The sequence below is a fragment of the Pseudomonas sp. FeN3W genome, from assembly GCA_030263805.2.
In the GTDB taxonomy this organism is placed as follows: domain Bacteria; phylum Pseudomonadota; class Gammaproteobacteria; order Pseudomonadales; family Pseudomonadaceae; genus Stutzerimonas; species Stutzerimonas stutzeri_G.
Genome location: CP136010.1, coordinates 3,790,624 through 3,812,559, shown reverse-complemented (window position 1 = coordinate 3,812,559; position 21,936 = coordinate 3,790,624). Strand labels below are relative to the sequence as shown.

Genomic DNA, 21,936 nt, shown 5'->3' with positions numbered 1-21,936 from the left:
GCCATTATGAACATCCTCAACGCACGCCTGCGCGGCCGCAGCGGCCTGTACCGCATCGAACTGGACGGCGCGCGCATCGCCGCCATCAGCGCGCAGCAGGCGCCAGCCGAAGCCAACGAGGGCGACATCGACGCCGCCAGCAATCTGGTGGTGCCACCCTTCATCGAACCGCACATTCATCTGGACGCCACCCTCACCGCCGGCGAGCCGGCCTGGAACATGAGCGGCACGCTGTTCGAGGGCATCGAGCGCTGGGGCGAGCGCAAGGCGCTGGTCACCCACGAGGACACCAAGGCCCGGGCCAAGAAAACCATCGACATGCTGGTCGACCACGGCATCCAGCATGTGCGCACGCATGTCGACGTTACCGACCCGACGCTGTCGGCGCTCAAATCCATGCTCGAGGTGCGCGAGGAAACCCGCCACCTGATCGACCTGCAGATCGTCGCCTTCCCGCAGGAGGGCATCGAGTCGTTCAAGGGCGGGCGCGAGCTGATGACCGAGGCGATCGCCATGGGCGCCGATGTGGTCGGCGGCATTCCACACTTCGAGAACACCCGCGACCAGGGCGTCAGCTCGATCAAGTTCCTCATGGACCTGGCCGAGCGCGCGGGCTGCCTGGTGGACGTGCACTGCGACGAGACCGATGACCCGCAGTCGCGCTTTCTCGAAGTGCTCGCCGAGGAGGCGCGGGTGCGCGAGATGGGCGAACGCGTCACCGCCAGCCACACCACGGCGATGGGCTCCTACGACAACGCCTACTGCTCCAAGCTGTTCCGCCTGCTCAAGCAATCGAAGATCAACTTTGTCTCCTGCCCGACCGAGAGCATCCACCTGCAGGGCCGCTTCGACACCTATCCCAAGCGCCGCGGCCTGACCCGCGTGGCCGAGATCGACCGCGCCGGGATGAACGTCTGCTTCGGCCAGGATTCCATCGTCGATCCCTGGTACCCGCTGGGCAACGGCAACATCCTGCGCATCCTCGAAGCCGGGCTGCACATCTGCCACATGCTCGGCTACGAGGACCTGCAGCGCTGCCTGGACCTGATCACCGACAACAGCGCGCGCACCCTGAACCTGGGCGAACGCTACGGGCTGGAGGTGGGGCGTCCGGCCAACCTGCTGGTGCTGTCGGCGCCGGACGATTACGAGATGCTGCGCACCCAGGGCCATGCCCTGCTTTCGGTGCGCAATGGTGAGGTGCTGATGCGCCGTACACCGGCGCAGATCCAGCGTTACTGAGCGGCGGCGGTGGTCTTGCGCAGACGGTTGAGGTTGGCCATTTCCTCGGCCGGCGTCAGCTTCAGCTGCGAGAGATAGGCCGCCAGCGCCTCTACGTCCGCCGCGGAAAGCTGCGCGGCGACGCCGATCATCACCGAACCTGCGCGGCTGGGGTCCTTCTCGCGAAAGCGCGTCAATGCCTTGCGAATGTACTCGTCAGGTTGTCCGGCCAGCCGCGGCATGGTCTCCATGCCCTCGGCGTGAGCGCCGTGACAACCTGTGCAGGTAGTCTGGAAGATCTTTTCCCCGCTGTTGCGTAGCGCGGCATCCACAGTGCCAGCCGGTGGATTGACCTTCTGCTGGCTGAAGTACACCGCGATGTTCACCCGCTCCTCCATGCTGAGATTCTGCGCCAGCTTGGACATGACGAAGTCGGTGCGCTCGCCGCTGGCGAACTTCTCGAAGGCATGGAACAGGTACAGCGGATTCTGCCCGGCCAGATTGGGAATGTGCTTGCGCTTGCTGTTACCGGTTTCACCGTGGCAGTAGGAACAGAATACCGCACGCTCCTGCCCGGCCAGGCTGGCCAGCTCGCGCCGTTGCTCATCGGCCATGACGTAGTTGAAACGCTCGACGACCGCCTCACTGGCATGGGACAGCGGAACGAAGCAGGCGAGCAGGGCAAGAGCGAGCATACGCATGAGGAGGCGTCCGTTACTGAATTAGTCAGGGTTTTTGGGGCGTCCGACTATAAGAAGCGCCAGGCCAGCGGACCCCGACACAGGTCAACAAAATTGCTCTTGAGCGAGGTGCCGGCACCATCCGTGCACCACGTCACAGAACCTGCCCAGGCCCGCCCCAAGGAACAGGACACTCATGCCGTAACTGGCGCTTTTTCCGCCAAATGACAGAAGTGCGCGCCTTTGCCGCATTGACGATAGAAAAAATCGATGAAGCGTTTTGCTGGAAACGCCAGACAGGAAGGAGGCATTCGACTAAAGTAGCACCCCTTCACCACCGAGGAGCCGTAACCCCCATGCTAGATGGACATGCAGAGCTGACCATGACCGTGCTGATGACGCCGGACAAAGCCAATTTTTCTGGCAACGTACATGGCGGCACGCTGCTCAAGTATCTCGACGAGGTCGCCTATGCCTGCGCCAGCCGCTATGCCGGGCAGTACGTCGTCACCCTCTCGGTGGATCAAGTGGTGTTCCGCCAGCCGGTGCATGTCGGCGAGCTGGTCACCTTCCTCGCCTCGGTCAACTACACCGGCACCACATCGATGGAAATCGGCATCAAGGTCATCACCGAAGACATCCGTTCGAAGACCGTACGCCACACCAATAGCTGCTTCTTCACCATGGTCGCCCTCGGCGAGGACGGCAAACCGGTACCGGTACCGCCGCTGAACCCGAAGACCCCCGAACAGCAGCGCCGCTTCGCCCAGGCCTATCAACGTCGCGAAATCCGCCGCGAGCTGGAGCACCGCTACAGCGAACTGCGTGCCGGCAGCGAGCGCCTCGCCGCGGTGAAGTGAGCCGCCCCCGCTGATCGCCGTGGACTCCGGCCAGCCCGGAGTCCACGCCAACCCCCCGATTTGTAACAAAACCTTATACAATGCACGGCTTTCCGCATTCCGCCCCTGAGGACCTGCCGTGAGCTCGCTGCCCCCCTGCCCCAAATGCAACTCCGAATACACCTACGAAGACGGCCAGATGCTGGTCTGCCCCGAGTGCGCCCATGAGTGGTCCGCCACCGACGACGCGGCTGCCGCGAGCGAAAGCGACAAGGTGATCAAGGACGCGGTGGGCAACACCCTGCAGGACGGCGACACCGTCACGGTGATCAAGGACCTCAAGGTCAAGGGCTCGTCGCTGGTGGTCAAGGTCGGCACCAAGGTGAAGAACATCCGCCTGGTCGATGGCGACCACGACATCGACTGCAAGATCGACGGCATCGGCGCGATGAAGCTGAAGTCAGAGTTCGTCAAGAAGGTCTGAGCCGCGATGCTCGTCCGAAAGCCGGGCTTTCGCGTTTCACTGCAGCCGCAACAGCCAGTCCAGCCGCTCGCGGGTAAAGCCGCTGCCGATGAACAGCAGATCGATCCAGAACGCCTGGTGCAGCACCACGATCAGCCAGAAGGTCAGCTGATAGCTCAGCTTGCGGGTCTTGTGGCGAAAGACCTGCTGCGCGACGAGCGCGCCCGGCCAGCCGCCGGCCAGCTCGAAGAAATGCAGTGTGGTTTCCGGCGTGCGCCAGCGATCCTTCAGCGCGCTGTGCTTGTCGCGCCAGTAGAGGAAGAAGGTCAGCAGGCTGGCGACGGCATAGATCGCCAACGGCAACAGCGCCCCGAGGCGCAGGAGGCTGCCCGCCAGCGGCAGCAGGCAGAGCAGCGCGAACAGCACCAGCTTGAGCGGAAGCCGCTGAATGTTCCCGGCGAGCAGCTGCCGCGCCGGCTTTCTGGCGGCACGCGCCGTCGCGCGCGGGCGGTCCGGTCGCTCGGTCTTCTGCCGCTGACTGCCCGGGCGCTGGCGAATCGCCGGCTGATCCAGCGTCAGCGGCGCATCCAGCCGCAGATGTTCGGCGCGCAAACGGCCTTGAGAATCGCGCCCGACCACGTAGAGCACCCGGTCGCCCACCAGCGGCCGACGCTCGCCATGCACGGCCGAGATGTGCGCGAAGACATCTTCGCCGCCCTGCTCCGGGCGAATGAAGCCGAAGCCCTTCTGGTCGTTCCAGTTTTTCAGCGTGCCTCGCTGTTCCATGCACCGAAACCCATGTGATCAAAGCCGCGCATGCTAACCGAGCTTGGCCGGCCTTGGCTGCACGCCGCTATGGCCAGGGTACGGTGCTCGGCGTTATGGTCGGGCGATCTCCAGCCCAGGGAAGAACCATGGCCAGCAAGCCCAACAGCTCGAACAAGCAGAAGCACCTCGCGGTTCTAATCGACGCCGACAACGCGCCCGCCGCCATCGTCGAGGCGCTGTTCGAGGAAATCGCCAAATACGGGGTCGCCAGCGTCAAGCGCATCTATGGCGACTGGACCAAGCCCAACCTGGGCAGCTGGAAAAAGGTGTTGCTCGACCACTCGATCCAGCCGATCCAGCAGTTCGCTTACACCTCGGGCAAGAACGCCACCGACAGCTCGCTGATCATCGACGCCATGGACCTGCTCTACACCCGGCGTTTCGACGGTTTCTGCCTGGTTTCCAGCGACAGCGACTTCACCCGCCTGGCCGCGCGTATCCGCGAGGAGGGCCTGACGGTGTACGGCTTCGGCGAGCAGAAGACGCCTTCGCCCTTCGTCTCTGCCTGCGACAAATTCATCTACACCGAAATCCTGCGCGCCGATGCCGCCAAGGCCACCTCCGAGCCACCGTCATCGGAAAAGCTCGCCGCCGCCGCGGCGCAGGTGGAAGAAAGCAGCAAGCCGCCGAAGGCCGGCGACAAGGGCGACACCATCAAATGCCAGCAGGTGCCGGTGGACTTCATCGCCAAGGTGCTCGACGACCTCTCGGAGGAGGATGACTGGATTCAGCTGGGCACCCTCGGGCAGAACATCAGCAAGCTGCGTCCGGCCTTCGATCCGCGGTTGTATGGCTGCAAGAAGCTCAGCGACCTGATCGCCAACCAGCCCAAGCGCTTCGACCTGGAATCTCGGGGCAGCAGCGCCACCGGTGGCAAGGACCTCTACGTGCGCCTGCGCAAACCCGGCAAGCACTGAGCGCCGCCACTCAGCTCGCCTGCGCGTCCGGGGCATGGCAGCAGACGCGGACGCGGTCCCGGCCCTCGTGCTTGGCCCGGTACAGCGCAGCGTCGGCACGGCGCAGCAGGCTGTCCACCGTATCCGTCGCATTCAACTCGGCGACACCGGCGCTGAGGGTCTGGCCGCGGTCGGTACTGAACGTGAATGCCCGCGACTCTTCGCAGAGACGCTCGGCAAACGCCAGCGCCTGCTGACCGCTGGTTTCCGGACACAGCAGGAGGAATTCCTCGCCACCCCAGCGGCCCACGGCGTCACTGCCGCGCAGACCGGATACCAGCAGATCGGCGAACTCCTTGAGGACGCGATCCCCCATCTGATGACCGAACTCGTCGTTGATGCTTTTGAAGTGATCGATATCCAGCATGACGATCGACAGCCGCCGGCTATAACGCCGCGCCTGCTCCAGCGCCCTGGCGAAGCGCCGGTCCAGCGCGGCGCGGTTGGCCAGCCCGGTGAGCGGATCGGTCTGTGATTTGACCTGCAGTTGCTCGTTCAGCCGCCGCAGGCGGCCGATCCAGAACAGGCTGGTCAGCAGCATCACCGAGAAGACCACCACGATCTGCACGATCAGGCGATAGTCGGTGCCCGACTCGACGCGAATCGGCGTGTGCCTGTTGGCGATCTGGTTCAGTTCCCCCGGCGTGATCGTCGCAATCGCCTTGTCCAGAATGTCGCGCAGCACCGGCTCGCCCTTCAGCACACCGATCCGGAACTGATTGTCGAGACTCGTCAGCTGCCCGGCGATTTTCAGGTTGAACCAGCCCTCGCGGCGAATGGTGTAGGCGGCCACGGTCAGCGAGCGCACGGTCAGATCGGCTTTACGCTCGTTCACCAGTGCCAACGCCTGGGCATCCGTGTCGGTGCTGATGACGCGCAACTGGGGGAAATCCCGGCGAACGCTTTCCTCGACGAACGTGCCCACCGGCAAAGCGACCGTCACATCTTCAAGAGCGGACAAGTCCGCCACATAGGGATGATCCTCCCGCGCGATCACCACATTGGCGTCGGTGAACAGCGGCTGGGTGAAGATCAGCCAGGCATCGCGCACAGGGGTCTGATTGAGGAAGCTGAGCAGCTGGCAGCGGCCGGCCTGGGAGAACGCCACCGACTGCCCCCAGTCGCTGGTCGATACGATATTCAGCTGCAGCCCCGCCCGTTGTGCAACGAGGCGCAGCAGATCGGCCGCAATTCCTTCGTGCTCGCCGCGGGCGTTGAGCATCTCGAACGGCAGCCAGTCCGGGTCGACACAGATACTGACCGAGCGGTTGCCAACCAGCCAGTCGCGCTCGACAGCGCTCAGGTCGAGCGTCACATCGGCCGCAGCAGACACCGTGCCTGACAGGGCCAACAATGCGATGAGCAGAAACCTAGTCACTTCAGCCACCCTCGGAAGGACCGCACGTAACATTGGTGACGGCTGAAGTTCAACACGGCACAAATGGCACGGCGAGATAGATCATGGCTTTGAGCCATCACAAATCATGCCAACCAGTTTTTTGACGCCTCTAATCATTTGCAATCATTGACTGACGCATCGATCGAACCGACCGTGGACGGGCTCTTCTAAAGGGGACCAAATATTGGAGGTTCACATGAGCAAGCACTCATTCCTCGCCTGCGGCCTGGCGCTCTGCGCCCCGCTGGCGTTCGCCCAGACGCCGCCGCCGGAAGTGGTCACCCACCTCAATGGTCTCGATGTGGAGATCAGCCCGATGGGCGTGCCGGCCAAATCCGAAGGGGTCGAAGGCGAATTGCTCGGAGTGCGGGCGGTGAAGGTGATGAACCGCACTGGCGGCCAGATCACCTGCGAATTCCATGTACCGAATGAAGCGCGATCGGATACCTCGGCATCGCCGGTTTTCACCGTCGCGCCAAATACCCAGCGCACCGAGCGGGTTCCGGGCGACTATTCGCCGGACGAGCCCTACGCGGAAATCACCTGCCGTTCCAGCGACCAGAGCCCGGCGCAATAAGCGCCGCGGCCCTCAGCGACGCTCCTCGCGGATAAAGGGAATGCCGAGCGCGCCTGGCTGACTGCCGGAAACGCTCTTGCCGCTGGCGACCCAGATCATCACCGCCAGGGTCACCGCGTAGGGCGTCATCAGCACGAAATACTGCGGCAGGCGCACGCCGGCGGCGGCCAGCTGCGGGATCAGCGCCTCGATGCAGCCGAACAGCAGCGCCCCGGCCAGCGCCTTCCATGGCGACCAGCGGGCGAAGATCACCAGCGCCACGGCGATCCAGCCGCGTCCGCCGGTCATGTCGGCGATCCACAGCTTGGTGCTGAGCAGCGAGATATAGCCGCCGGCCAGGCCGATCAGCGCCGAACCGGCGAGGATCGCCGCCAGCCGGTAGCCGAGCACGGAAATCCCCGCCGCATCCGCCGCCTGCGGGTTCTCGCCCACCGCGCGCAAACGCAGGCCGGTGGTGGTACGGGTGAGCAGCCAGACCACGGCGAGCACGATCAGCGGCGTCATGAACACCAGCGGGTTCTGCACGAAGAGCTTACCGAGTAGCGGCAGCTCCGACAGCGGCCAGAGTTCTATGGAACTCAGCCCCTTGACCGGCTTGTTGGTCCAGTCCAGCAGCGTGCCGAGCAGCCCGGTCAGGCCCTGACAGAAGAACACCAGCGCCAGGCCCGCGATCACCTGGTTGATGCGCAGCACCAGCACCATCAGCGCGAACAGCAGCGAGACCACCGCTGCCGCGCCCATCGCCAGCAACAGCGACGTGCCGTGGCTGCCGAACGCCAGCTGCGCGCCGATGCCGGCCAAGGCGCCGACCAGCATCAATCCTTCGGCGCCGAGCGCCAGCACCCCGGCGCGTTCGGTGAGGATCAGCCCCAGCGCCGCCAGGGCGAAGGGCACGGCGAAATCCGGGGTGTTGCCCAGCCAGTTGGCGATCATGTCCATCAGCTTTCGCCTCCCTGAACGCGGCGGATACGGTGGCGGATGAAGAAATCCGACGAGGCGACGCAGATCACCAGGATCGCCTGGATCAGCTGCACCATGGAAAACGGGATCTGATAGAACACCTGCAGGCTGCGCCCGGCGACGAACAGCATCGCCATCAGCAGCGCCACCACCAGCGCGGCGATCGGGTTGTTGCGCGCGAGGAAGGCGATGAGGATGCCGGAGAAGCCGTAGCCCTGGTAGAACGACTGGGTCAGCCGCCCCTCCTGGCCCGCGGTGACGAGAAACCCGGCAATCCCGGCCATGGCGCCGGAAATCAGCACCGTGCCGATGATCATCTTCTGCACCGGCACGCCGACCGCGCTCGCCACCCTTGGATTGGCATCGACGAAGCGCAGGTACAGCCCGGCGCGAGAAATACCGAGGAACCACAGCGCCAGCAGCGCGACGACCAGCGCCAGCGGCACCGCCGCGCTGATGCCGTCGAACAGCTCGGGCAGCCGCTCGAACGGCTGGAACTGCGGCGAGTAGGGAAACGAGCTCTTCGGGTCCTTCCAACTGCCGTAGAGCAGGTGCAGCAGGAAGTTGATCGCCAGGTAGTTGAGCATCAGCGTCGAGATGATCTCGTTGACCTTCAGGCGCAGCTTGAGCAGCACCGGCGCCAATGCCCAGGCGAGGCCACAGAGCATCGCCGCAGCCAGCATCAGCGGCAGGCGCAGGGCCTGCGGGCCGATCTCGAACAGCGAGATGGCGGTGGCACCGATGGCCCCCCAGATCATCTGGCCTTCCAGACCCAGGTTCCAGAACTTGGCACGAAAGGCCATGCAACCGGCCAGGCCGACGAGAATCATCGGCGAGGCCTGAAACAAGACCGCCTTCAAACTCTGCGCATCGAATACCGTGAGGATGACGAACTCGTTGAGTAGTTCGCCGGGCGGCACCCCCGCGGCGATCAGGATGGCGGCGGAAATACCCAGCCCCAGCAACAGCGCCAGGCCAATGATCAGCGCCTGCCAATGCCAGGCCAGTTGCTGGCGGATTTCCAGCGCATAGCGTCGCGACAGCAATGGCGGCTTGGCCTGTTTCGCCGCCTGCCTGGCCTGCTCGAGCATCATCGGGCGTACCTGTTCATTCATGGTTTGCCCCTTCAGCTGTTGGCTCTGCGTGGATCTGCTCGTCGTGACTGACCATGGCCCTGCCGATGTCCTGCCGATCCGCCGATCGGCCGAACTCGGCGACGATGCGCCCGGCATTCATCACGCCGATGCGATCGGCCAGAGCCAGCACTTCGTCGAGGTCTTCGCTGATCACCAGCACCGCCGCGCCGGCATCCCGGGCGGCACGCAGGCGTGCATGCACGGCGGCAGTGGCACGCACATCGAGGCCGCGGCTGGGGCTGTGCACCAGCACCAGTTGCGGGTCGCGGGAGAACTCGCGGGCGATCACCAGCTTCTGCGCATTGCCGCCAGAGAGCAGCGCCGCCTTCTGTTTCAGCGAACGCACGCCCTGCACATCGAACCCTGCCACCGCCTCGGCGGCATCGGCCTCCAGGCGCTTGCGCCGCAGCTTGAAGAACGAGCCATAACGATCGCTGTGAATCTGCCCGACGGCAAAGTTCTCCGCCACCGACAACTCGCCGGCCAGCGCCGTGCCATAGCGGTCGGCAGGAATGGAAGCGATGCGCAGCTCCCGGCGCTGTTCAGGGCTGGCCCGGCGCAGGTCGCCAAAACCAGACAATTCCAACGAACCTGCGCAGGGCTCCGGCAGGCCCATCAGCACATTGGCCAGTTCGCCCTGGCCGTTGCCGCCGACCCCGGCGATGCCGTAGATCTCGCCGGCGCGCAGGCTCAGCGTCACGCCGTTGAGCGCGCCGTGCCCGCCACTGCGCGAACGCAGATCAGACACCTGCAAGCGCACCTCGCCCGGTATCGCCGGCTGGTATTCGCTGGCCGGCGCGGACTCGCCTACGGTCAGGCGCACCAGCTCGGACACCGAGACCGTCTGCGGATCGAGGGTCTGGATAGTGCGCCCACCACGCATCACCGTGACGCGGTCGGCGAAGCGCTTGACGTCGCTCATCTTGTGCGTGACCAGAATCACCGCCGCGCCCTGGCGGGCGAAGGCGCGCACCGTCTGCAGCAGGCGCTCGGCCTCCTGGTCGGTGAGCACCGCCGTCGGCTCGTCGAGGATCAGGATGCGCGCACCGGCCAGCAGCACCTTGAGGATTTCCACCCGCTGCTGCTCGGCCACCGACAGCGATTCGGTGATCTTGCGCGGGTCGATGCTGAAACCCAGTTCTGCTGCCTTGTCGCTGATTCGCTGCTCCAAAGCCGCCAGACGCTGCCGGTGACTGCCAGCGAAGACGTGATTGCCCGGTCCCTCAGGCAGGGCCAACTGGATGTTCTCGGCCACGGTGAAGGGCTTAACCAGCTTGAAATGCTGGTGAACCATGCCGATGTGGTAGCGGCTGGCATCCCGCGGGCCGCTGAGCCGCACCGCGTTGTCATTGATCAACAGCGATCCGCTTTCCGGTGCGTAGAGGCCGGCAGCGATGTTCATCAGCGACGACTTGCCCGCACCGTTCTCGCCGAGCAGCGCATGCACCTCGCCCCACTTGGCGGTGAAATCCGCCTGGGACAGGGCCATGAAGCCGTCGAACGACTTGCTGACCCCGGAAAGCTGGATCGCGTTGAGGTTGCTCATTGCTGAGTAATCACTCCCTTGACGAACCAGTCCATCTGCCACAGCGCCGGGTCGGCCATCACTTCACCGGCTGCGATGCGCTCGGTGCCGTCGCGGTCGAGCATCGGGCCGGCGTAGATCTGCTTCTCGCCTTTGAGCAGTTCTTCGCGCGCGGCCATGATCTTGGCCTGGTCCGCCTCGGAAACCGCCGGGCCGCAGCAGGCCGCGTCGGTGCCGCCTTCGGCCATGGACAGCAGCGCGCCGTTTTCCGGTGGCACCCAGTTGCCGGCGCTGATCTTCTTCAGCTCAGGCGCGAGGAACCTGTCCCAGACCCAGACCGAGGAACAGACGGTGGCTTCAGGAGCGAACTCGCGCATGTCGCGGTGGTGGCCGGTGCCGTGCACACCGCGCTCCTGGGCGACGATCTGCGGCGTCGGGCTGTCGACGTGCTGGCCGAGTACGTCGGCGCCAGAGTCGATCAGCGCCATGGCCGCGGCGCGTTCCTTGACCGGGTCGTTCCAGGCGCCGGTGTAGACCACGGTGACGGTGGCGTCCGGGTTGATCGCCTGGGCGCCGAGGGCGAAGGCGTTGATGGTCCAGTTCACCTGGCCGAAGGGGTTGGCGGCGACGAAGCCGAGCTTACCGGTCTTCGACGCCGCGCCGGCGGCCATGCCGCACAGGTACTGGCTCTCGTAGGTGCGGCCGTAGAAGGATTCGAGGTTGGCGCCGTTGGTGGTGCCCGAGCCATTGAGGAAGGCCACCTGCGGGTATTTGTCGGCCAGTTCCTTGAAGGTGTCCGAATAGCCGAAGGCGGTGCCGATGATGACGTTGGCGCCGCGCTGGATCAGCCGGTCCACCGCCGGGCGGATCGAGGAAGCGTTTTCCGGCACGCTCTCGACGTACTGGATCTTGGTATCGAGCTCGCTTTCCAGCTTCTGCCGCGCCTCGTCGAAAGCCTGGGTCCAGCCGCCATCGTTGCGCGGGCTGATGTAGAGCATGGCGATCTTCGCCGGTTTATCGAGGGTCAGCCCCTGGCCTTCCTGCGCCGCGGCGACGCCGACAGTCGTCGCCAGGCCGAGAGCCACCGCCGCACACAAGGTCCGTTTCATCTGTTTGAGCATTTTTGGTCTTCCTGAGGGTTGGCACGTCAAAGCATGTGGTTGATGCGAAACACGTTGTCTTCCGGGTCCAGCAGCACCGCCTGATACCAGTGGTAATAGGTTTCGTAGGGCGTCTTGATCAGCCGCGCGCCCATGGCGACGGCGATGGGCACCAGACGCTCGACCTCGTCCTTCGACTCGACGTCGATGTTGAGCAGGAACTTGCAGCCGCGGGTGTCGGCGAAGTCCTCCAGCTGCAGCAGTTCGTAGGCATCCGGCGCGTTGAAACCGATGCAGCTCTTGCCGGTGTCCAGGCCACGAAAGATCGGCGAGGCGATCTCGGGGATGTCGCGAAAGCCGAACAGCTCACGATAGAAGCCGCTCAGGGCCTCGATGTCGCGGGCGAAGACATTGACGTAGGACAGCGTGTTCATGCGACCTCCAGGCCCTTGCCGAAGGTGGTCTGCTTGACGAACTTGGAGAGCAGGTTGTCGCCAGAGGTGACCGGCGCATGGCGTGGCGGATTGTTCACGCTGCAGCAGCCCGGCAGGCATTCGATCAATGCGTCGTAGTTGGGCTGATGGAAGAACACCAGCGACTGCCGGCCATTGTCCACCGGGCTGTCCTGCGGCGGGTTGACCACCCGGTGCAGGGTGGAGATCCACTGGTCGTTGGTCCACTGCATCATCAGGTCGCCGATGTTCACCGCGAAGCCGTTCTCCACGTAGGGCACCTCGACCCACTCGCCCTGGCGGTTGCGCGCCTGCAGGCCGCCCAGGGCGTTGTCCGGCTTGACGATGGTCAGGCTGCCGTAGTCGGTATGGGCGCTGGCGCGCATCTGCCCGGGCTCGACCTCGCCCTTCACGTCCGGGTAGCTGAGGCTGCGGAACATGCTGATGTGCCGGTCGATCTTGTCGTCGAAGAAGGTCTCCGGCAGCTCCAGCGCCAGGGCGAAGATACGCATCAGCGACTGCGCCAGCTCGCTCATGGCGGCGAAGTATTCGCGATAGGCCTGCTCGAAGCCCTCGATGCCGCTGGGCCAGACGTTCGGCGCGAAATGCGGACCGGCGGCGGCGCAGTGGTAGTAGTCATCGGGTGGCACGTCGCTGGGGCCGATGGAGAAGGATTCCTTCAGATCGCCGGGGGCCGCCTCCTCCATGGAATACGACAGGCTTTCCTCGGCCACCGCGCTGTAGCCACGCACCATTTCCGGGCTGGGCCGGTCGACCTTGCGCTTTTCCGGCAACGGCAAGGCGAAGAACCGGCGGGTCAGCCGCGACACGCGCTCGATGAGTTCGGCGGGAATCCGGTGATTGGTGATGACCAGGAAACCGATGTCGCGACAGGCCTGGTCGACGGCCCTGGCCACCTCGGCCTTGCTCTCCGGCGTGCCGTCGAAATACGGCGCCAGGTCGATGATGGGAACGTATTGCAGAGTCATGGTGACGCACTCCTCTGACGCAAGGCTGAAACCTGAGCGCGTCGCCGATGGTGCGGGCGCTTCTCTGTATGTGCGAAGCCGTCGCCCGTTGCACACGGGCGGCTGCCGAGAAGAGAGCAGAAAGCGTGCCACCGGATCGATTCGCTTATGGATCAGTGACTTAGCATTTTGGTCAGAGCAAAACGGATCAAATGGTCCGGTTTGGAGCACTTGGTTTGTGCGTGAGGCACGAAAAGCGGGCGCGGGCTGCAGTAGCCGAGGCCAGCACGCCGCTCAGCGATATGAGTGAACTAACGGCCCGACGATACGATCCCCTCTTAAGCACCTTCAGAGCGATCCGGCCGCGCAGGGCTGGTCGAAAGCAATGAGGAGTTCCTTGTGACCGTCATCACCCATCGCACCACAGAAACCACTCACAGCGTTTCCCGCCACGTGCCGCATCCGCTGCATTCGATGCTGCTGGCCGGAAGCGTGCCGTTGTTCCTCGGCGCTCTGCTGAGCGACATCGCCTACTTTCGCAGCTTCCAGATCCAATGGGCCAACTTCTCCGCCTGGCTGATCGCCGGCGGCTTGGTGTTCTGCGGGCTGGCGATCCTGTTCGCGGTCGCGAACCTGATCAAGGCCAGACACAGAGCGGGGCGACCACTGATCTACCTGCTGTTGCTCGTGGCGACCTGGGTACTCGGCTTCATCAATGCCCTGCAGCACGCCAAGGACGCCTGGGCAGTGATGCCGACCGGCCTGGTGCTGTCGGTGATCGTCACGCTGCTGGCCTGCGCCGTCGCGTGGATCGGCCTGTCCAACCTGCGTGACGGAGGTGAGGCATGAAGCACACCAATGCACTCTCCGCACTGACCATCGCGTTGTTCCTGAGCGCTTGCGGTGGCGATGAGCAGGACGCCGCCAGCCTGTACGGCGCCAACCCCAAACTGCCGGAACCCGAGCGTGGGCTGTTGCCCAGCATGAAGATCGCCGAGCCGACGCCTTGGGGCGATGCGACACCGACGGTGCCGGAGAACTACAGCGTGACGGCGATCGCCACCGATCTGAAAATCCCGCGCCAGACCCTGGTGCTGCCCAACGGCGACATCCTCGTGGCCGAAGGTCGTGGCGGCAACGCCGCCAAACTCAAACCGAAAGATGTCATCGCCGGTTACATCAAGGCGCAGGGCAACACTTCGGTTGAAAGCGGCAACCGCCTGACCCTGCTCCGAGATGCCGATGGCGACGGCAGCTATGAAATGCAGACCGTCTTCGCTGGAGACCTCAACGCCCCCTACGGGCTGGCCTTCCACGACGGCAATCTGTACGTCGCCAACCAGGACGAACTGCTGCGCTTCGAATACGAGGAAGGCCAGACCGAAGCCAGCGGCCCGCCGACCAAGGTCGTCGACCTGCCCTCGGAGATCAACCACCACTGGACCAAGGCGATGACCATCAGTCCCGACGGCCAGTACCTCTACGTCGGCATCGGCTCGAACAGCAACATCACCGAGCGCGGCATGGAAGCCGAGGTCGACCGCGCCATGGTCTGGCAGATCAACACCGAGACCGGCGCCTATAAACCCTACGCAACCGGCCTGCGCAACCCCACGGCCCTGGCGATACTGCCCGGCACCGACCAGCTGTGGTCGGTGGTGAACGAGCGCGACGAGCTGGGCGAAGACCTGGTGCCGGACTACCTGACCTCGGTGCAGGAAGGCGGCTTCTATGGCTGGCCTTACAGCTATTGGGGCCAGAACGTCGACGACCGCGTCCGCCCGCAGGACCCGGACAAGGTCAAGCAGGCGATCACGCCGGACTATGCGCTCGGCGCCCACGTCGCTGCGCTGGGTCTGGATTTCTCCTCGGCAGTCATGGGCGAGCAGTTCGCCGAAGGCGCGTTCGTCGGCGAGCACGGCAGCTGGAACCGGCAGGATCCGTCCGGCTACAAGGTGGTCTTCGTGCCGTTCCGCGATGGCCGCCCGGCAGGCGAACCCATCGACTTCATGACCGGCTTCCGCGAGGACGGCAAAACCCGCGGCCGGCCGGTGGGCGTGACCGTCGACCCGAGCGGTGCGCTGATCGTCGCGGACGATCTGGCCAATGTGGTGTGGCGGGTGACGCGCAACCAGTAAGCCATCGTGAGCGCATGGCAGCCGGTGATCGCTCGATGATCACTGGCCGCCCGTTCAGCGCGCCAGCGCAGGGAACGCAGCAGTCGAGGCGTCAGTACTCAAGCAATGCCCGTGCTCTGCTCGAATATGCCTGAACGGTGAGCCCTACCGAGTCGAGAGCCAGTTCTTCGGCGTGCCGGCGTGGCGCGAAGGGCGGCCCGTTCCAGCGCTCGTTTGGCCAACGACGCCAAACATTGGCCGAATCAAACGAGTGGACGCTATCTATCCTTGCAATGGCGGCCTCGGCACCTGAGTTGCACTCGCCTTCTTAGCCATGGCGACGGGCCGACTCCTGCGTGCATATCATCGGCGAATCAAGGCAAGACCAGAGCCAGCAGAAAGAGAGGCAGCATAGAAACTGCTCGGCGCTCGACTGATCGCCCGAAGAAAAGCAGGTACGGCCGCTGTCCTTTACCTTCACACAGCACCGCAAACCGACGCTCCATCCAACCGTCTCGCAGGACCGCCCATGCTCCGCTCCATCCACCACGTCGCGATCATTTGCTCGAACTATGCCGCGTCGAAGCGCTTCTATACCGAGACGCTGGGGCTGGCGGTGATTGCCGAGCATTACCGCGAGGCACGTCGCTCCTACAAGCTCGACCTCGCGCTGCCGCAGGGAGGTCAGCTCGAGCTGTTCTCCTTTGCCGACGCGCCGCCGCGCCCTTCTCGTCCGGAGGCGCAGGGATTGCGGCATCTGGCGTTTGCGGTGGATGACGTCGCGCAGTGCAAGGCATGGCTGGTATGTCAGGGCGTTGCGGTGGAGGCGATTCGGCTGGACGAGTACACCGGTCGCCGATTCACCTTCTTCGCGGACCCGGACGGCCTGCCGCTGGAGCTGTACGAAGCGGCGCCTGCTCACTGAGTCTGCAAGTTCCAGCACCGACATCCGCCTGCCGGCGCAGCCCAAGCGCGTCACCGCGCTGCCCATCGGTGGCCGGCCGGATTCCATCGACATCAGTCCGAGGCACCGCTATTCATGCGCAGCGGCAGACCCGCTCCGCATGGCCGGTCAGCTGTCGCGGGCGCGCTTGATGCGGTGATCCCAGCGCCGCTTGGCGAAGCGGCGCATGTTCGGGATGTCGTCCGTTTCGTCCATGATCGGCTGGCCGATGATGGTTTCCATGACGTCTTCCAGGGTCACCAGGCCGCGCCAGCTGCCGAACTCGTCGTAGACCAGGCACATGTGCTGGCGCTCGTGCAGCAGCTGGGTCATCAGGCTCTCTACGCTGGTCATTTCCGGCGCCACCCGCAGCGGCTTCATGATCGTCGACACCGGCGCTTCGTCGTCGGTCGCCGACAGGGCGTCATAGCGGAACACCACACCCAGCGGGCTCTCGTTGACGCCGATCACCGGGTAGCGCGAGAACTGGCTGTCGGCGACCTGCTCCTTGAATGCACCGATGCTGGTCTCCGGCGACGTGTAGTCGCACACCGTGCGCGGTGTCATCACGTCACGAACCTTGATCTCGTGCAGGTCGAGGATGTTCCTGATGACGCGCTGCTCGTCCTCGTCGAGGCTCTTGTTCTCGCGGCCAAGCACCGTCAGCGCCTTGATCTCCTGACGGATGTCGTGCTCCGGCTCCTTGCCGCCGACCAGCCGCATGATCATGTCGGACAGGTAGATGAAGGGCTTCAGAATCCAGATCATGCCGTTCAGCAGAGGCGGCAGGTACGGTGCCAGCGTGCGCCAGTAACGGGCACCGATGGTCTTGGGCAGGATTTCCGACAGCACCAGGATCAGCACCGTCATCACCGCGGAGGCGATACCGACGTAACCGTTGCCGAACACCACGGTGACCTGCGCCCCGACGCCGGTGGCGCCGACGGTGTGGGCGACGGTATTGAGCGTAAGGATCGCCGCGAGCGGCTGGTCGACCTTGTCTTTCAGTTCTTTCAGGCGCTCGTACAGCTTCGGACGGGTCGTCTTCTGGTGCGCGATGAAGCTCGGCGTCAGCGAGAGCAGTGCAGCTTCGAGGATCGAACAGATGAATGAAACGAGGATGGATAAGACAGCGAACGCTATCAGGAGGGTCATGTAAGGGAGGTTTCATTGCCAATGGCAGGCCAATTTACAGCAAAGCCGCCAAACATTAGCCGGATGCTGCGATGGGCTTGCAACATTTCATTTCCCCACTCGAACGCATGCTGGACACACTGTTTTCGACCGCGGCCGGCAAGGGAGTTCATGTCCTCGATCCGCTCCCTGTTTAGCCGCTCCCACGCTTGTTTCCCGATACATTCCTCGGCTAGGGTGCGGCCCGATGAAATGGCCCTTCGGAGCATTGCAGATTGATCAGAACAGGGATGTTGACGCTGGCTTGCTGATGGCGCTCACGGCACAGGCGGCCGAACAGCGGGTCTATCTGGTCGCCACGGTACAGCTGGACGGCACCAGCCCGGCGCAGAGCGCGTTTCTACATGAAGCGGATATCACCGAACTGGAGGGTTGCCGCCAAGCGGTACGCGAGGGCCAGCGCGCGCGTGACTGGCAGAAATACCATCACATCTTCCGGAACGATCTTTTCAAGGGCTTCGCCGGTCACATGCACTATCGCTGCGCCTACAGCGATCTGCAGTTCAGCAGCTGGCACGATGGCCCGCGCTACAACCAGCCCTACCTGATCGCCGTTGACGAGAACGCCATGCTCAGCGTGGAACGGACGCCAAGCCAGGCCCAATGCATGAGCCGGCTGCGCGCACTGCCGGCTGCCCGGCAGGCGCAGAGCTTCTGCGCCATGGGCAACCAGCAGATCAAGCCCTGACCGCCCGATCTTCCAGTCGGGCGGCGGCAGGCATCCGTTCTACCCCGGCTGGTAGCTGCCCGGCACCGGCGCGAAGGACACGCCGAAGCGGTTCCAGGCGTTGATGGTGGCGATGGCCAGGGTCAGGTTGGCGAGCTGGGCCTCGGAAAAGTACTCACGCACCTCCTCGAACAGCTGTTGCGAAACGCCCTGGGGCAGCAGGGTATTAGCCTCGGCCCACGCCAGCGCGGCACGTTCGCGATCGCTGAAGAACGGGGTTTCGTGCCAGGCGCTCAGGGCATAGATGCGCTGCTCGGTTTCGCCCAGGGCGCGAGCATCCTTGGTATGCATGTCGAGGCAGTAGGCGCACTGGTTGATCTGCGAGACGCGGATCTTCACCAATTCCATCAGCGGTTTGTCGACGCCGTCCTCGCGGCGGCTCTGCCGCGCCAGGTAGGTTTCCAGCCCGATCATCGCGGTCATCACGTCGGGGGCGGCAGCTTGGTAGTTCATGCGCATGGTGGTCACTCCTCGGTTTGAATGTGCCACCAAGGCTACGCAGCCGCCATGCTGCGCTATTGTAGATTTTCGACATCTTCCAAGCGGCCCGTCATGAGCGAGTCCCTCCACGCCCGCCTGCCCTTGCTGCAGGGTTTCATCGCCCGCCCGCCAAGCCCGGCGCTGGCGGCGTACGTGCAGCGTTTCTGGTGGATGGAAGGCGACGGCTCGCAAGGCTATGACGAGCAGATGCTGCACCCGGACGGCGGCAGCGGCGTCATCTTCAACTTCGCCGACCCGCTGAATTTCGATGGCACCCAGCGCCGGCCGCGGGCCCTGATCGCAGGGCCGCAGCTGGCCAGCAGCCGCCTGCAGCTGGTCGGTCGGATCAGGATGATGGGCGTGCGTTTCCACCCCGGCATGGGCGCCGCGATGTTCGGTATCGGCCTCGACGAACTGGCCGGATTCCACGACGCCGACTGGCCCAGGCTCGGACTCGCACATCTGGTCGACCAGCTGGACGAGCTGGACCGCAGCGCGCAGCAGGCCGTGGTCGAGCACGAGCTGCTCGGTCGTCTCCGTGCAAGCCAGGCAAGTCGTATTCCGGTGCAGCAGCTGCTGGCGCAGATCGCCGCCAATGGGGGCCGTGCCCGCCTGGCCGATCTGCTGCAGAGCGTACCGCTCGGCCAGCGCCAGCTGGAGCGCCTGTTCCGCCATCAGGTGGGAATGACGCCCAAGCAGTTCAGCCGGATCCAGCGCGTGGCTCTGGTGCGCGCCCAATTGCGTACCGGCCAGCCGCTGCTGGACACCGCCCTGGCCTGCGGCTACAGCGACCAGGCGCACTTCATCCACGACTTCAAGACGGTGGTGGGCATGACGCCGGGACAATATCGGTTGCGAGCCAAGAACAGCTGAGCCCCAGGCACCATCGAAGCAGAACCGTCCTTTCGCCGCCCCGCGTAACCCACAGCACCCGCATGCAGGCGCCAATCCCTACTCGCGGTGGCGTCCTTGGTCACGAAGGCTGCAGGTTTGCATCGCAGCACATCTGGCAAGATCCGTGCGAACCTTGTCATTGCGACACGCACGGGGCGGCCGCAGACTGCAGGCATCTTCCCTGAGAGGTGCACCATGGACGCCACTCGCACCATCGCCTGCCTGATCTACCCGGATGTGATGAGTCTGGACGTCACCGGCCCGATGCAAGTGTTCGCCTCGGCCAACGTCGAGCGGCAACGACAGGGTCTGCCGCGGCATTACGAGCTGGTGTTACTCGGCGCCAACGTCGGCCCGGTCGCCACCTCGGCAGGGCTGAAGCTGATGGCGGATGCCAGCTGGGCCGAATGCGATCCCGCCACGCTGGATACCCTGCTGATCCCCGGCGGGGTTGGCGTGGATGCGCAGAAGGGCGACCAAGCGCTGCTCGACTGGCTGCGCGCCGCCGAACCCAGGATGCGACGCCTGGGCTCGGTCTGTTCCGGCGCGCTGATCCTGGCCGAGGCTGGGTTGTTCGATGGACGCAAGGCGACCACGCACTGGGCGGACCTCGCGGCGCTGGGCGAGTACCCGGCCATCGAGGTGCAGGGTGATCGCCTGCACACCTACGACCCGTCCGATCCGCAGGCGGCGCACCTGTTCAGTTCGGCGGGCGTCACCGCCGGCATCGACCTGGCACTGACCCTGGTCGAGGCCGATCTCGGCCGCTCACTGGCGCTGGCAGTCGCCCAGCGCCTGGTGATGTTCCTGCGCCGCCCCGGCGGGCAGACCCAGTTCAGCCCGATGCTGGCAGCACCGAGCGGCAGCGTGGCGCGTCTTGCCGCGCTGCTGGAATGGATTCCCGGGCACCTGGGCGACGACCTGTCCATCGAGGCGCTGGCCGCCCAGGCGCATATGACGCCGCGTACCATCTGCCGTCTGTTCAGCCAGGAGACCGGCATGGGGCCGGGCCAATACATCGAACGGGTGCGCCTGGAAGCCGCACGCAACCTGTTGCTCGACGCCCAGGCCTCGATCGCGACGGTGGCGCGGCTGACCGGCTTCGGCCATCCGGAAAATCTCCGGCGCAGCTTCCAGAAGCACCTGTCGGTCAGCCCGCGGGACTTCTACCAACGCTTCGGCTGACGCGCCCTACTCACTCACCGTTCCCAGCTCGCCCGGCATCTGGCCAGGCAGCGCTGTGCCCGCCTATCACACTCAAGGGGCCACACCATGCACCTATTGTTCAGCAACCCTCAGGTCCTGCGCCTGTTTATCGCCCAGGCGCTGTTCTGGTCCTGCTCGATGACCGGGATCATCTTCACCTCCATCGTCGGCCTGCAGCTGGCACCGGCCGCGGGGTTCGCCACCTTGCCGCTCGCCCTGCTAATGCTCGGTGGTCTGCTCGCCCTGCCGCCACTGGCGGGGCTGATGCAGCGCCGCAGCCGGCGGACCGGCTTTCTCATCGGCGCCCTGGCCGGCGTGCTGGGCGGGCTGATCAGCGCGCTGTCGCTCTGGCTCGACAGTTTCACCCTGCTCTGCCTCGGCGCCCTGCCCATCGGCACCTATCAGGCCTCGGCGATGTATTACCGCTTCGCCGCGCTGGAGGCGGTAAGCGACACCTTCAAGGGACGCGCCACGGCCTGCGTGATCGGCGGCGGCGTGCTAGCGGCGCTGATCGCGCCCACGCTCGGCCATCTGGCGCACGACTTGGCCGGTGTGCCCTTCGTCGGCACCTATCTGCTGATCGCCAGTCTGGCGGCGCTGGGCGTGCTGGTACTTGCTGGATTGCCTGCGAGCAGCGGAGCAGCAACCATTCAGACCGTCCTGCCGGCCGTCAGCTGGCAGGCACTGCTGGCGCGGCCGACCATTCGCGCCGCGGTGCTGACCACCGCCGCCGGCCACGGTCTGATGATCCTGGTGATGAACGCCACACCTCTGGCGATGCACGGCGAAGGCCTTGATCTGCAGGCCAGCGGACAGGTCATCCAGTGGCACATGCTCGGCATGTTCCTCCCGGCGTTCGTCGCCGGGCCGCTGGTGGATCGCTTCGGCTGCCGGCTGATCGCCTGCGGTGGTGGAGCATTACTGATCGCCAGCGCAGTGGTCGCGCTGCTTGGCGTCAGTCATTGGCATTTCCTGCTCAGCAGCTGCCTGCTCGGCATCGGCTGGAACCTGATGCTGGTCGCCGGCACCACTCAGCTGGGCCAGGGCCACGCGCCTGACGAGCGCGCCCGGGCGCAGGGCCTGATGGAGCTGAGCAACGGTAGCGTCGCCGCAGCCATGTCTTTCGCCTCCGGCGCGTTGATCGCCCAGGCTGGCTGGGCGGCGGTGAATATCGGGCTGCTGCCGATCGTGACGCTGGTGGTGCTGGTGCAGGTCGCGCAGGGGTATGGGCCCAGGCAGGCGGTTTGAAGGCGCGGCGACTGCTGGCACTA

23 protein-coding genes are annotated in these 21,936 nt (G+C 64.9%); 12 read left to right on the top strand and 11 right to left on the bottom strand.

The features are described from left to right. Window positions 1-6 precede the first annotated feature (6 nt). Complete coding sequence (gene codA, locus P5704_017990; GenBank protein ID WOF77907.1) at window positions 7-1,242, top strand: cytosine deaminase; 1,236 nt, start codon at window positions 7-9, stop codon at window positions 1,240-1,242. On the opposite strand, the gene P5704_017985 is transcribed toward codA, so the two are convergent. Beyond that, complete coding sequence (locus P5704_017985; GenBank protein WOF77906.1) at window positions 1,236-1,922, bottom strand: c-type cytochrome; 687 nt, start codon at window positions 1,920-1,922, stop codon at window positions 1,236-1,238. The genes codA and P5704_017985 overlap by 7 nt on opposite strands. Window positions 1,923-2,257: 335 nt before the next feature. Between P5704_017985 and P5704_017980 the strand changes: the two genes are divergently transcribed. Next, complete coding sequence (locus P5704_017980) at window positions 2,258-2,761, top strand: acyl-CoA thioesterase (GenBank protein ID WOF77905.1); 504 nt, start codon at window positions 2,258-2,260, stop codon at window positions 2,759-2,761. 118 nt (window positions 2,762-2,879) lie between these two features. Next, window positions 2,880-3,224, top strand: a complete 345-nt coding sequence (locus P5704_017975; protein WOF77904.1) for a zinc ribbon domain-containing protein YjdM — start codon at window positions 2,880-2,882, stop codon at window positions 3,222-3,224. 36 nt (window positions 3,225-3,260) lie between these two features. Here P5704_017975 and P5704_017970 read toward each other — a convergent pair whose 3' ends face one another. Next, window positions 3,261-3,989, bottom strand: a complete 729-nt coding sequence (locus P5704_017970; protein ID WOF77903.1) for a cold shock and DUF1294 domain-containing protein — start codon at window positions 3,987-3,989, stop codon at window positions 3,261-3,263. 128 nt (window positions 3,990-4,117) lie between these two features. Here P5704_017970 and P5704_017965 point away from each other — a divergent pair, with 128 nt between their 5' ends. Further along, window positions 4,118-4,948, top strand: coding sequence for an NYN domain-containing protein (locus P5704_017965; protein ID WOF77902.1), 831 nt, complete (start codon window positions 4,118-4,120; stop codon window positions 4,946-4,948). Window positions 4,949-4,958: 10 nt separating this feature from the next. Here the strand turns inward: P5704_017965 and P5704_017960 are convergent, their stop codons facing one another. Continuing rightward, window positions 4,959-6,365, bottom strand: coding sequence for a diguanylate cyclase (locus P5704_017960; GenBank protein ID WOF77901.1), 1,407 nt, complete (start codon window positions 6,363-6,365; stop codon window positions 4,959-4,961). A 217-nt stretch (window positions 6,366-6,582) separates the two neighbouring features. Between P5704_017960 and P5704_017955 the strand changes: the two genes are divergently transcribed. After that, a complete protein-coding gene (locus tag P5704_017955; GenBank protein WOF77900.1) occupies window positions 6,583-6,963 on the top strand; it encodes a hypothetical protein in 381 nt (126 codons plus the stop codon). A gap of 12 nt (window positions 6,964-6,975) precedes the next feature. Here P5704_017955 and P5704_017950 read toward each other — a convergent pair whose 3' ends face one another. From P5704_017950 to P5704_017925, 6 genes are read right to left on the bottom strand one after another with little or no spacing between them, the layout of a single operon-like run. Next, entirely contained in the window at window positions 6,976-7,902 is a 927-nt protein-coding gene (locus tag P5704_017950) for an ABC transporter permease (protein WOF77899.1), read from the bottom strand. After that, window positions 7,902-9,038, bottom strand: a complete 1,137-nt coding sequence (locus tag P5704_017945; GenBank protein WOF77898.1) for an ABC transporter permease — start codon at window positions 9,036-9,038, stop codon at window positions 7,902-7,904. The genes P5704_017950 and P5704_017945 overlap by 1 nt, the downstream gene beginning before the upstream one ends. Then, a complete protein-coding gene (locus P5704_017940; protein WOF77897.1) occupies window positions 9,031-10,605 on the bottom strand; it encodes an ABC transporter ATP-binding protein in 1,575 nt (524 codons plus the stop codon). The genes P5704_017945 and P5704_017940 overlap by 8 nt, the downstream gene beginning before the upstream one ends. Continuing rightward, a complete protein-coding gene (locus tag P5704_017935; GenBank protein ID WOF77896.1) occupies window positions 10,602-11,705 on the bottom strand; it encodes a BMP family ABC transporter substrate-binding protein in 1,104 nt (367 codons plus the stop codon). The genes P5704_017940 and P5704_017935 overlap by 4 nt, the downstream gene beginning before the upstream one ends. A 26-nt stretch (window positions 11,706-11,731) precedes the next feature. Further along, on the bottom strand, window positions 11,732-12,118 hold the full coding sequence (locus P5704_017930) for a VOC family protein (GenBank protein WOF77895.1): 387 nt from the start codon (window positions 12,116-12,118) through the stop codon (window positions 11,732-11,734). Beyond that, entirely contained in the window at window positions 12,115-13,125 is a 1,011-nt protein-coding gene (locus P5704_017925; GenBank protein WOF77894.1) for a 2-oxoglutarate and iron-dependent oxygenase domain-containing protein, read from the bottom strand. The genes P5704_017930 and P5704_017925 overlap by 4 nt, the downstream gene beginning before the upstream one ends. Before the next feature lie 378 nt (window positions 13,126-13,503). Here P5704_017925 and P5704_017920 point away from each other — a divergent pair, with 378 nt between their 5' ends. From P5704_017920 to P5704_017910, 3 genes are all read left to right on the top strand, one after another. Further along, complete coding sequence (locus P5704_017920) at window positions 13,504-13,953, top strand: DUF2231 domain-containing protein (protein ID WOF77893.1); 450 nt, start codon at window positions 13,504-13,506, stop codon at window positions 13,951-13,953. After that, window positions 13,950-15,242: a sorbosone dehydrogenase family protein gene (locus P5704_017915; GenBank protein ID WOF77892.1), complete on the top strand. Its 1,293-nt coding sequence runs from the start codon at window positions 13,950-13,952 to the stop codon at window positions 15,240-15,242. The genes P5704_017920 and P5704_017915 overlap by 4 nt, the downstream gene beginning before the upstream one ends. 508 nt (window positions 15,243-15,750) lie before the next feature. Then, a complete protein-coding gene (locus tag P5704_017910) occupies window positions 15,751-16,146 on the top strand; it encodes a VOC family protein (protein WOF77891.1) in 396 nt (131 codons plus the stop codon). Window positions 16,147-16,293: 147 nt separating this feature from the next. Here P5704_017910 and P5704_017905 read toward each other — a convergent pair whose 3' ends face one another. After that, complete coding sequence (locus P5704_017905) at window positions 16,294-17,319, bottom strand: CNNM domain-containing protein (protein ID WOF77890.1); 1,026 nt, start codon at window positions 17,317-17,319, stop codon at window positions 16,294-16,296. Window positions 17,320-17,545: 226 nt separating this feature from the next. Here P5704_017905 and P5704_017900 point away from each other — a divergent pair, with 226 nt between their 5' ends. Further along, window positions 17,546-18,046, top strand: coding sequence for a hypothetical protein (locus P5704_017900; GenBank protein WOF77889.1), 501 nt, complete (start codon window positions 17,546-17,548; stop codon window positions 18,044-18,046). A 39-nt stretch (window positions 18,047-18,085) separates the two neighbouring features. Here the strand turns inward: P5704_017900 and P5704_017895 are convergent, their stop codons facing one another. Continuing rightward, complete coding sequence (locus P5704_017895; GenBank protein ID WOF77888.1) at window positions 18,086-18,544, bottom strand: carboxymuconolactone decarboxylase family protein; 459 nt, start codon at window positions 18,542-18,544, stop codon at window positions 18,086-18,088. A gap of 93 nt (window positions 18,545-18,637) precedes the next feature. Between P5704_017895 and P5704_017890 the strand changes: the two genes are divergently transcribed. From P5704_017890 to P5704_017880, 3 genes are all read left to right on the top strand, one after another. Beyond that, complete coding sequence (locus tag P5704_017890) at window positions 18,638-19,438, top strand: helix-turn-helix transcriptional regulator (GenBank protein WOF77887.1); 801 nt, start codon at window positions 18,638-18,640, stop codon at window positions 19,436-19,438. A gap of 216 nt (window positions 19,439-19,654) precedes the next feature. Further along, window positions 19,655-20,644, top strand: coding sequence for a GlxA family transcriptional regulator (locus P5704_017885; GenBank protein ID WOF77886.1), 990 nt, complete (start codon window positions 19,655-19,657; stop codon window positions 20,642-20,644). 87 nt (window positions 20,645-20,731) lie between these two features. Then, entirely contained in the window at window positions 20,732-21,913 is a 1,182-nt protein-coding gene (locus P5704_017880) for an MFS transporter (GenBank protein WOF77885.1), read from the top strand. Window positions 21,914-21,936 lie beyond the last annotated feature (23 nt).

Bases quoted from the DNA above. Each gene is read 5' to 3' on its own strand.
- codA (WOF77907.1), top strand. From the start codon at position 7: ATGAACATCCTCAACGCACGCCTGCGCGGCCGCAGCGGCCTGTACCGC.
- P5704_017985 (WOF77906.1), bottom strand. From the start codon at position 1,922: ATGCGTATGCTCGCTCTTGCCCTGCTCGCCTGCTTCGTTCCGCTGTCC.
- P5704_017980 (WOF77905.1), top strand. From the start codon at position 2,258: ATGCTAGATGGACATGCAGAGCTGACCATGACCGTGCTGATGACGCCG.
- P5704_017970 (WOF77903.1), bottom strand. From the start codon at position 3,989: ATGGAACAGCGAGGCACGCTGAAAAACTGGAACGACCAGAAGGGCTTC.
- P5704_017965 (WOF77902.1), top strand. From the start codon at position 4,118: ATGGCCAGCAAGCCCAACAGCTCGAACAAGCAGAAGCACCTCGCGGTT.
- P5704_017955 (WOF77900.1), top strand. From the start codon at position 6,583: ATGAGCAAGCACTCATTCCTCGCCTGCGGCCTGGCGCTCTGCGCCCCG.
- P5704_017950 (WOF77899.1), bottom strand. From the start codon at position 7,902: ATGGACATGATCGCCAACTGGCTGGGCAACACCCCGGATTTCGCCGTG.
- P5704_017945 (WOF77898.1), bottom strand. From the start codon at position 9,038: ATGAATGAACAGGTACGCCCGATGATGCTCGAGCAGGCCAGGCAGGCG.
- P5704_017940 (WOF77897.1), bottom strand. From the start codon at position 10,605: ATGAGCAACCTCAACGCGATCCAGCTTTCCGGGGTCAGCAAGTCGTTC.
- P5704_017935 (WOF77896.1), bottom strand. From the start codon at position 11,705: ATGCTCAAACAGATGAAACGGACCTTGTGTGCGGCGGTGGCTCTCGGC.
- P5704_017930 (WOF77895.1), bottom strand. From the start codon at position 12,118: ATGAACACGCTGTCCTACGTCAATGTCTTCGCCCGCGACATCGAGGCC.
- P5704_017925 (WOF77894.1), bottom strand. From the start codon at position 13,125: ATGACTCTGCAATACGTTCCCATCATCGACCTGGCGCCGTATTTCGAC.
- P5704_017915 (WOF77892.1), top strand. From the start codon at position 13,950: ATGAAGCACACCAATGCACTCTCCGCACTGACCATCGCGTTGTTCCTG.
- P5704_017910 (WOF77891.1), top strand. From the start codon at position 15,751: ATGCTCCGCTCCATCCACCACGTCGCGATCATTTGCTCGAACTATGCC.
- P5704_017905 (WOF77890.1), bottom strand. From the start codon at position 17,319: ATGACCCTCCTGATAGCGTTCGCTGTCTTATCCATCCTCGTTTCATTC.
- P5704_017900 (WOF77889.1), top strand. From the start codon at position 17,546: ATGAAATGGCCCTTCGGAGCATTGCAGATTGATCAGAACAGGGATGTT.
- P5704_017895 (WOF77888.1), bottom strand. From the start codon at position 18,544: ATGCGCATGAACTACCAAGCTGCCGCCCCCGACGTGATGACCGCGATG.
- P5704_017890 (WOF77887.1), top strand. From the start codon at position 18,638: ATGAGCGAGTCCCTCCACGCCCGCCTGCCCTTGCTGCAGGGTTTCATC.
- P5704_017885 (WOF77886.1), top strand. From the start codon at position 19,655: ATGGACGCCACTCGCACCATCGCCTGCCTGATCTACCCGGATGTGATG.
- P5704_017880 (WOF77885.1), top strand. From the start codon at position 20,732: ATGCACCTATTGTTCAGCAACCCTCAGGTCCTGCGCCTGTTTATCGCC.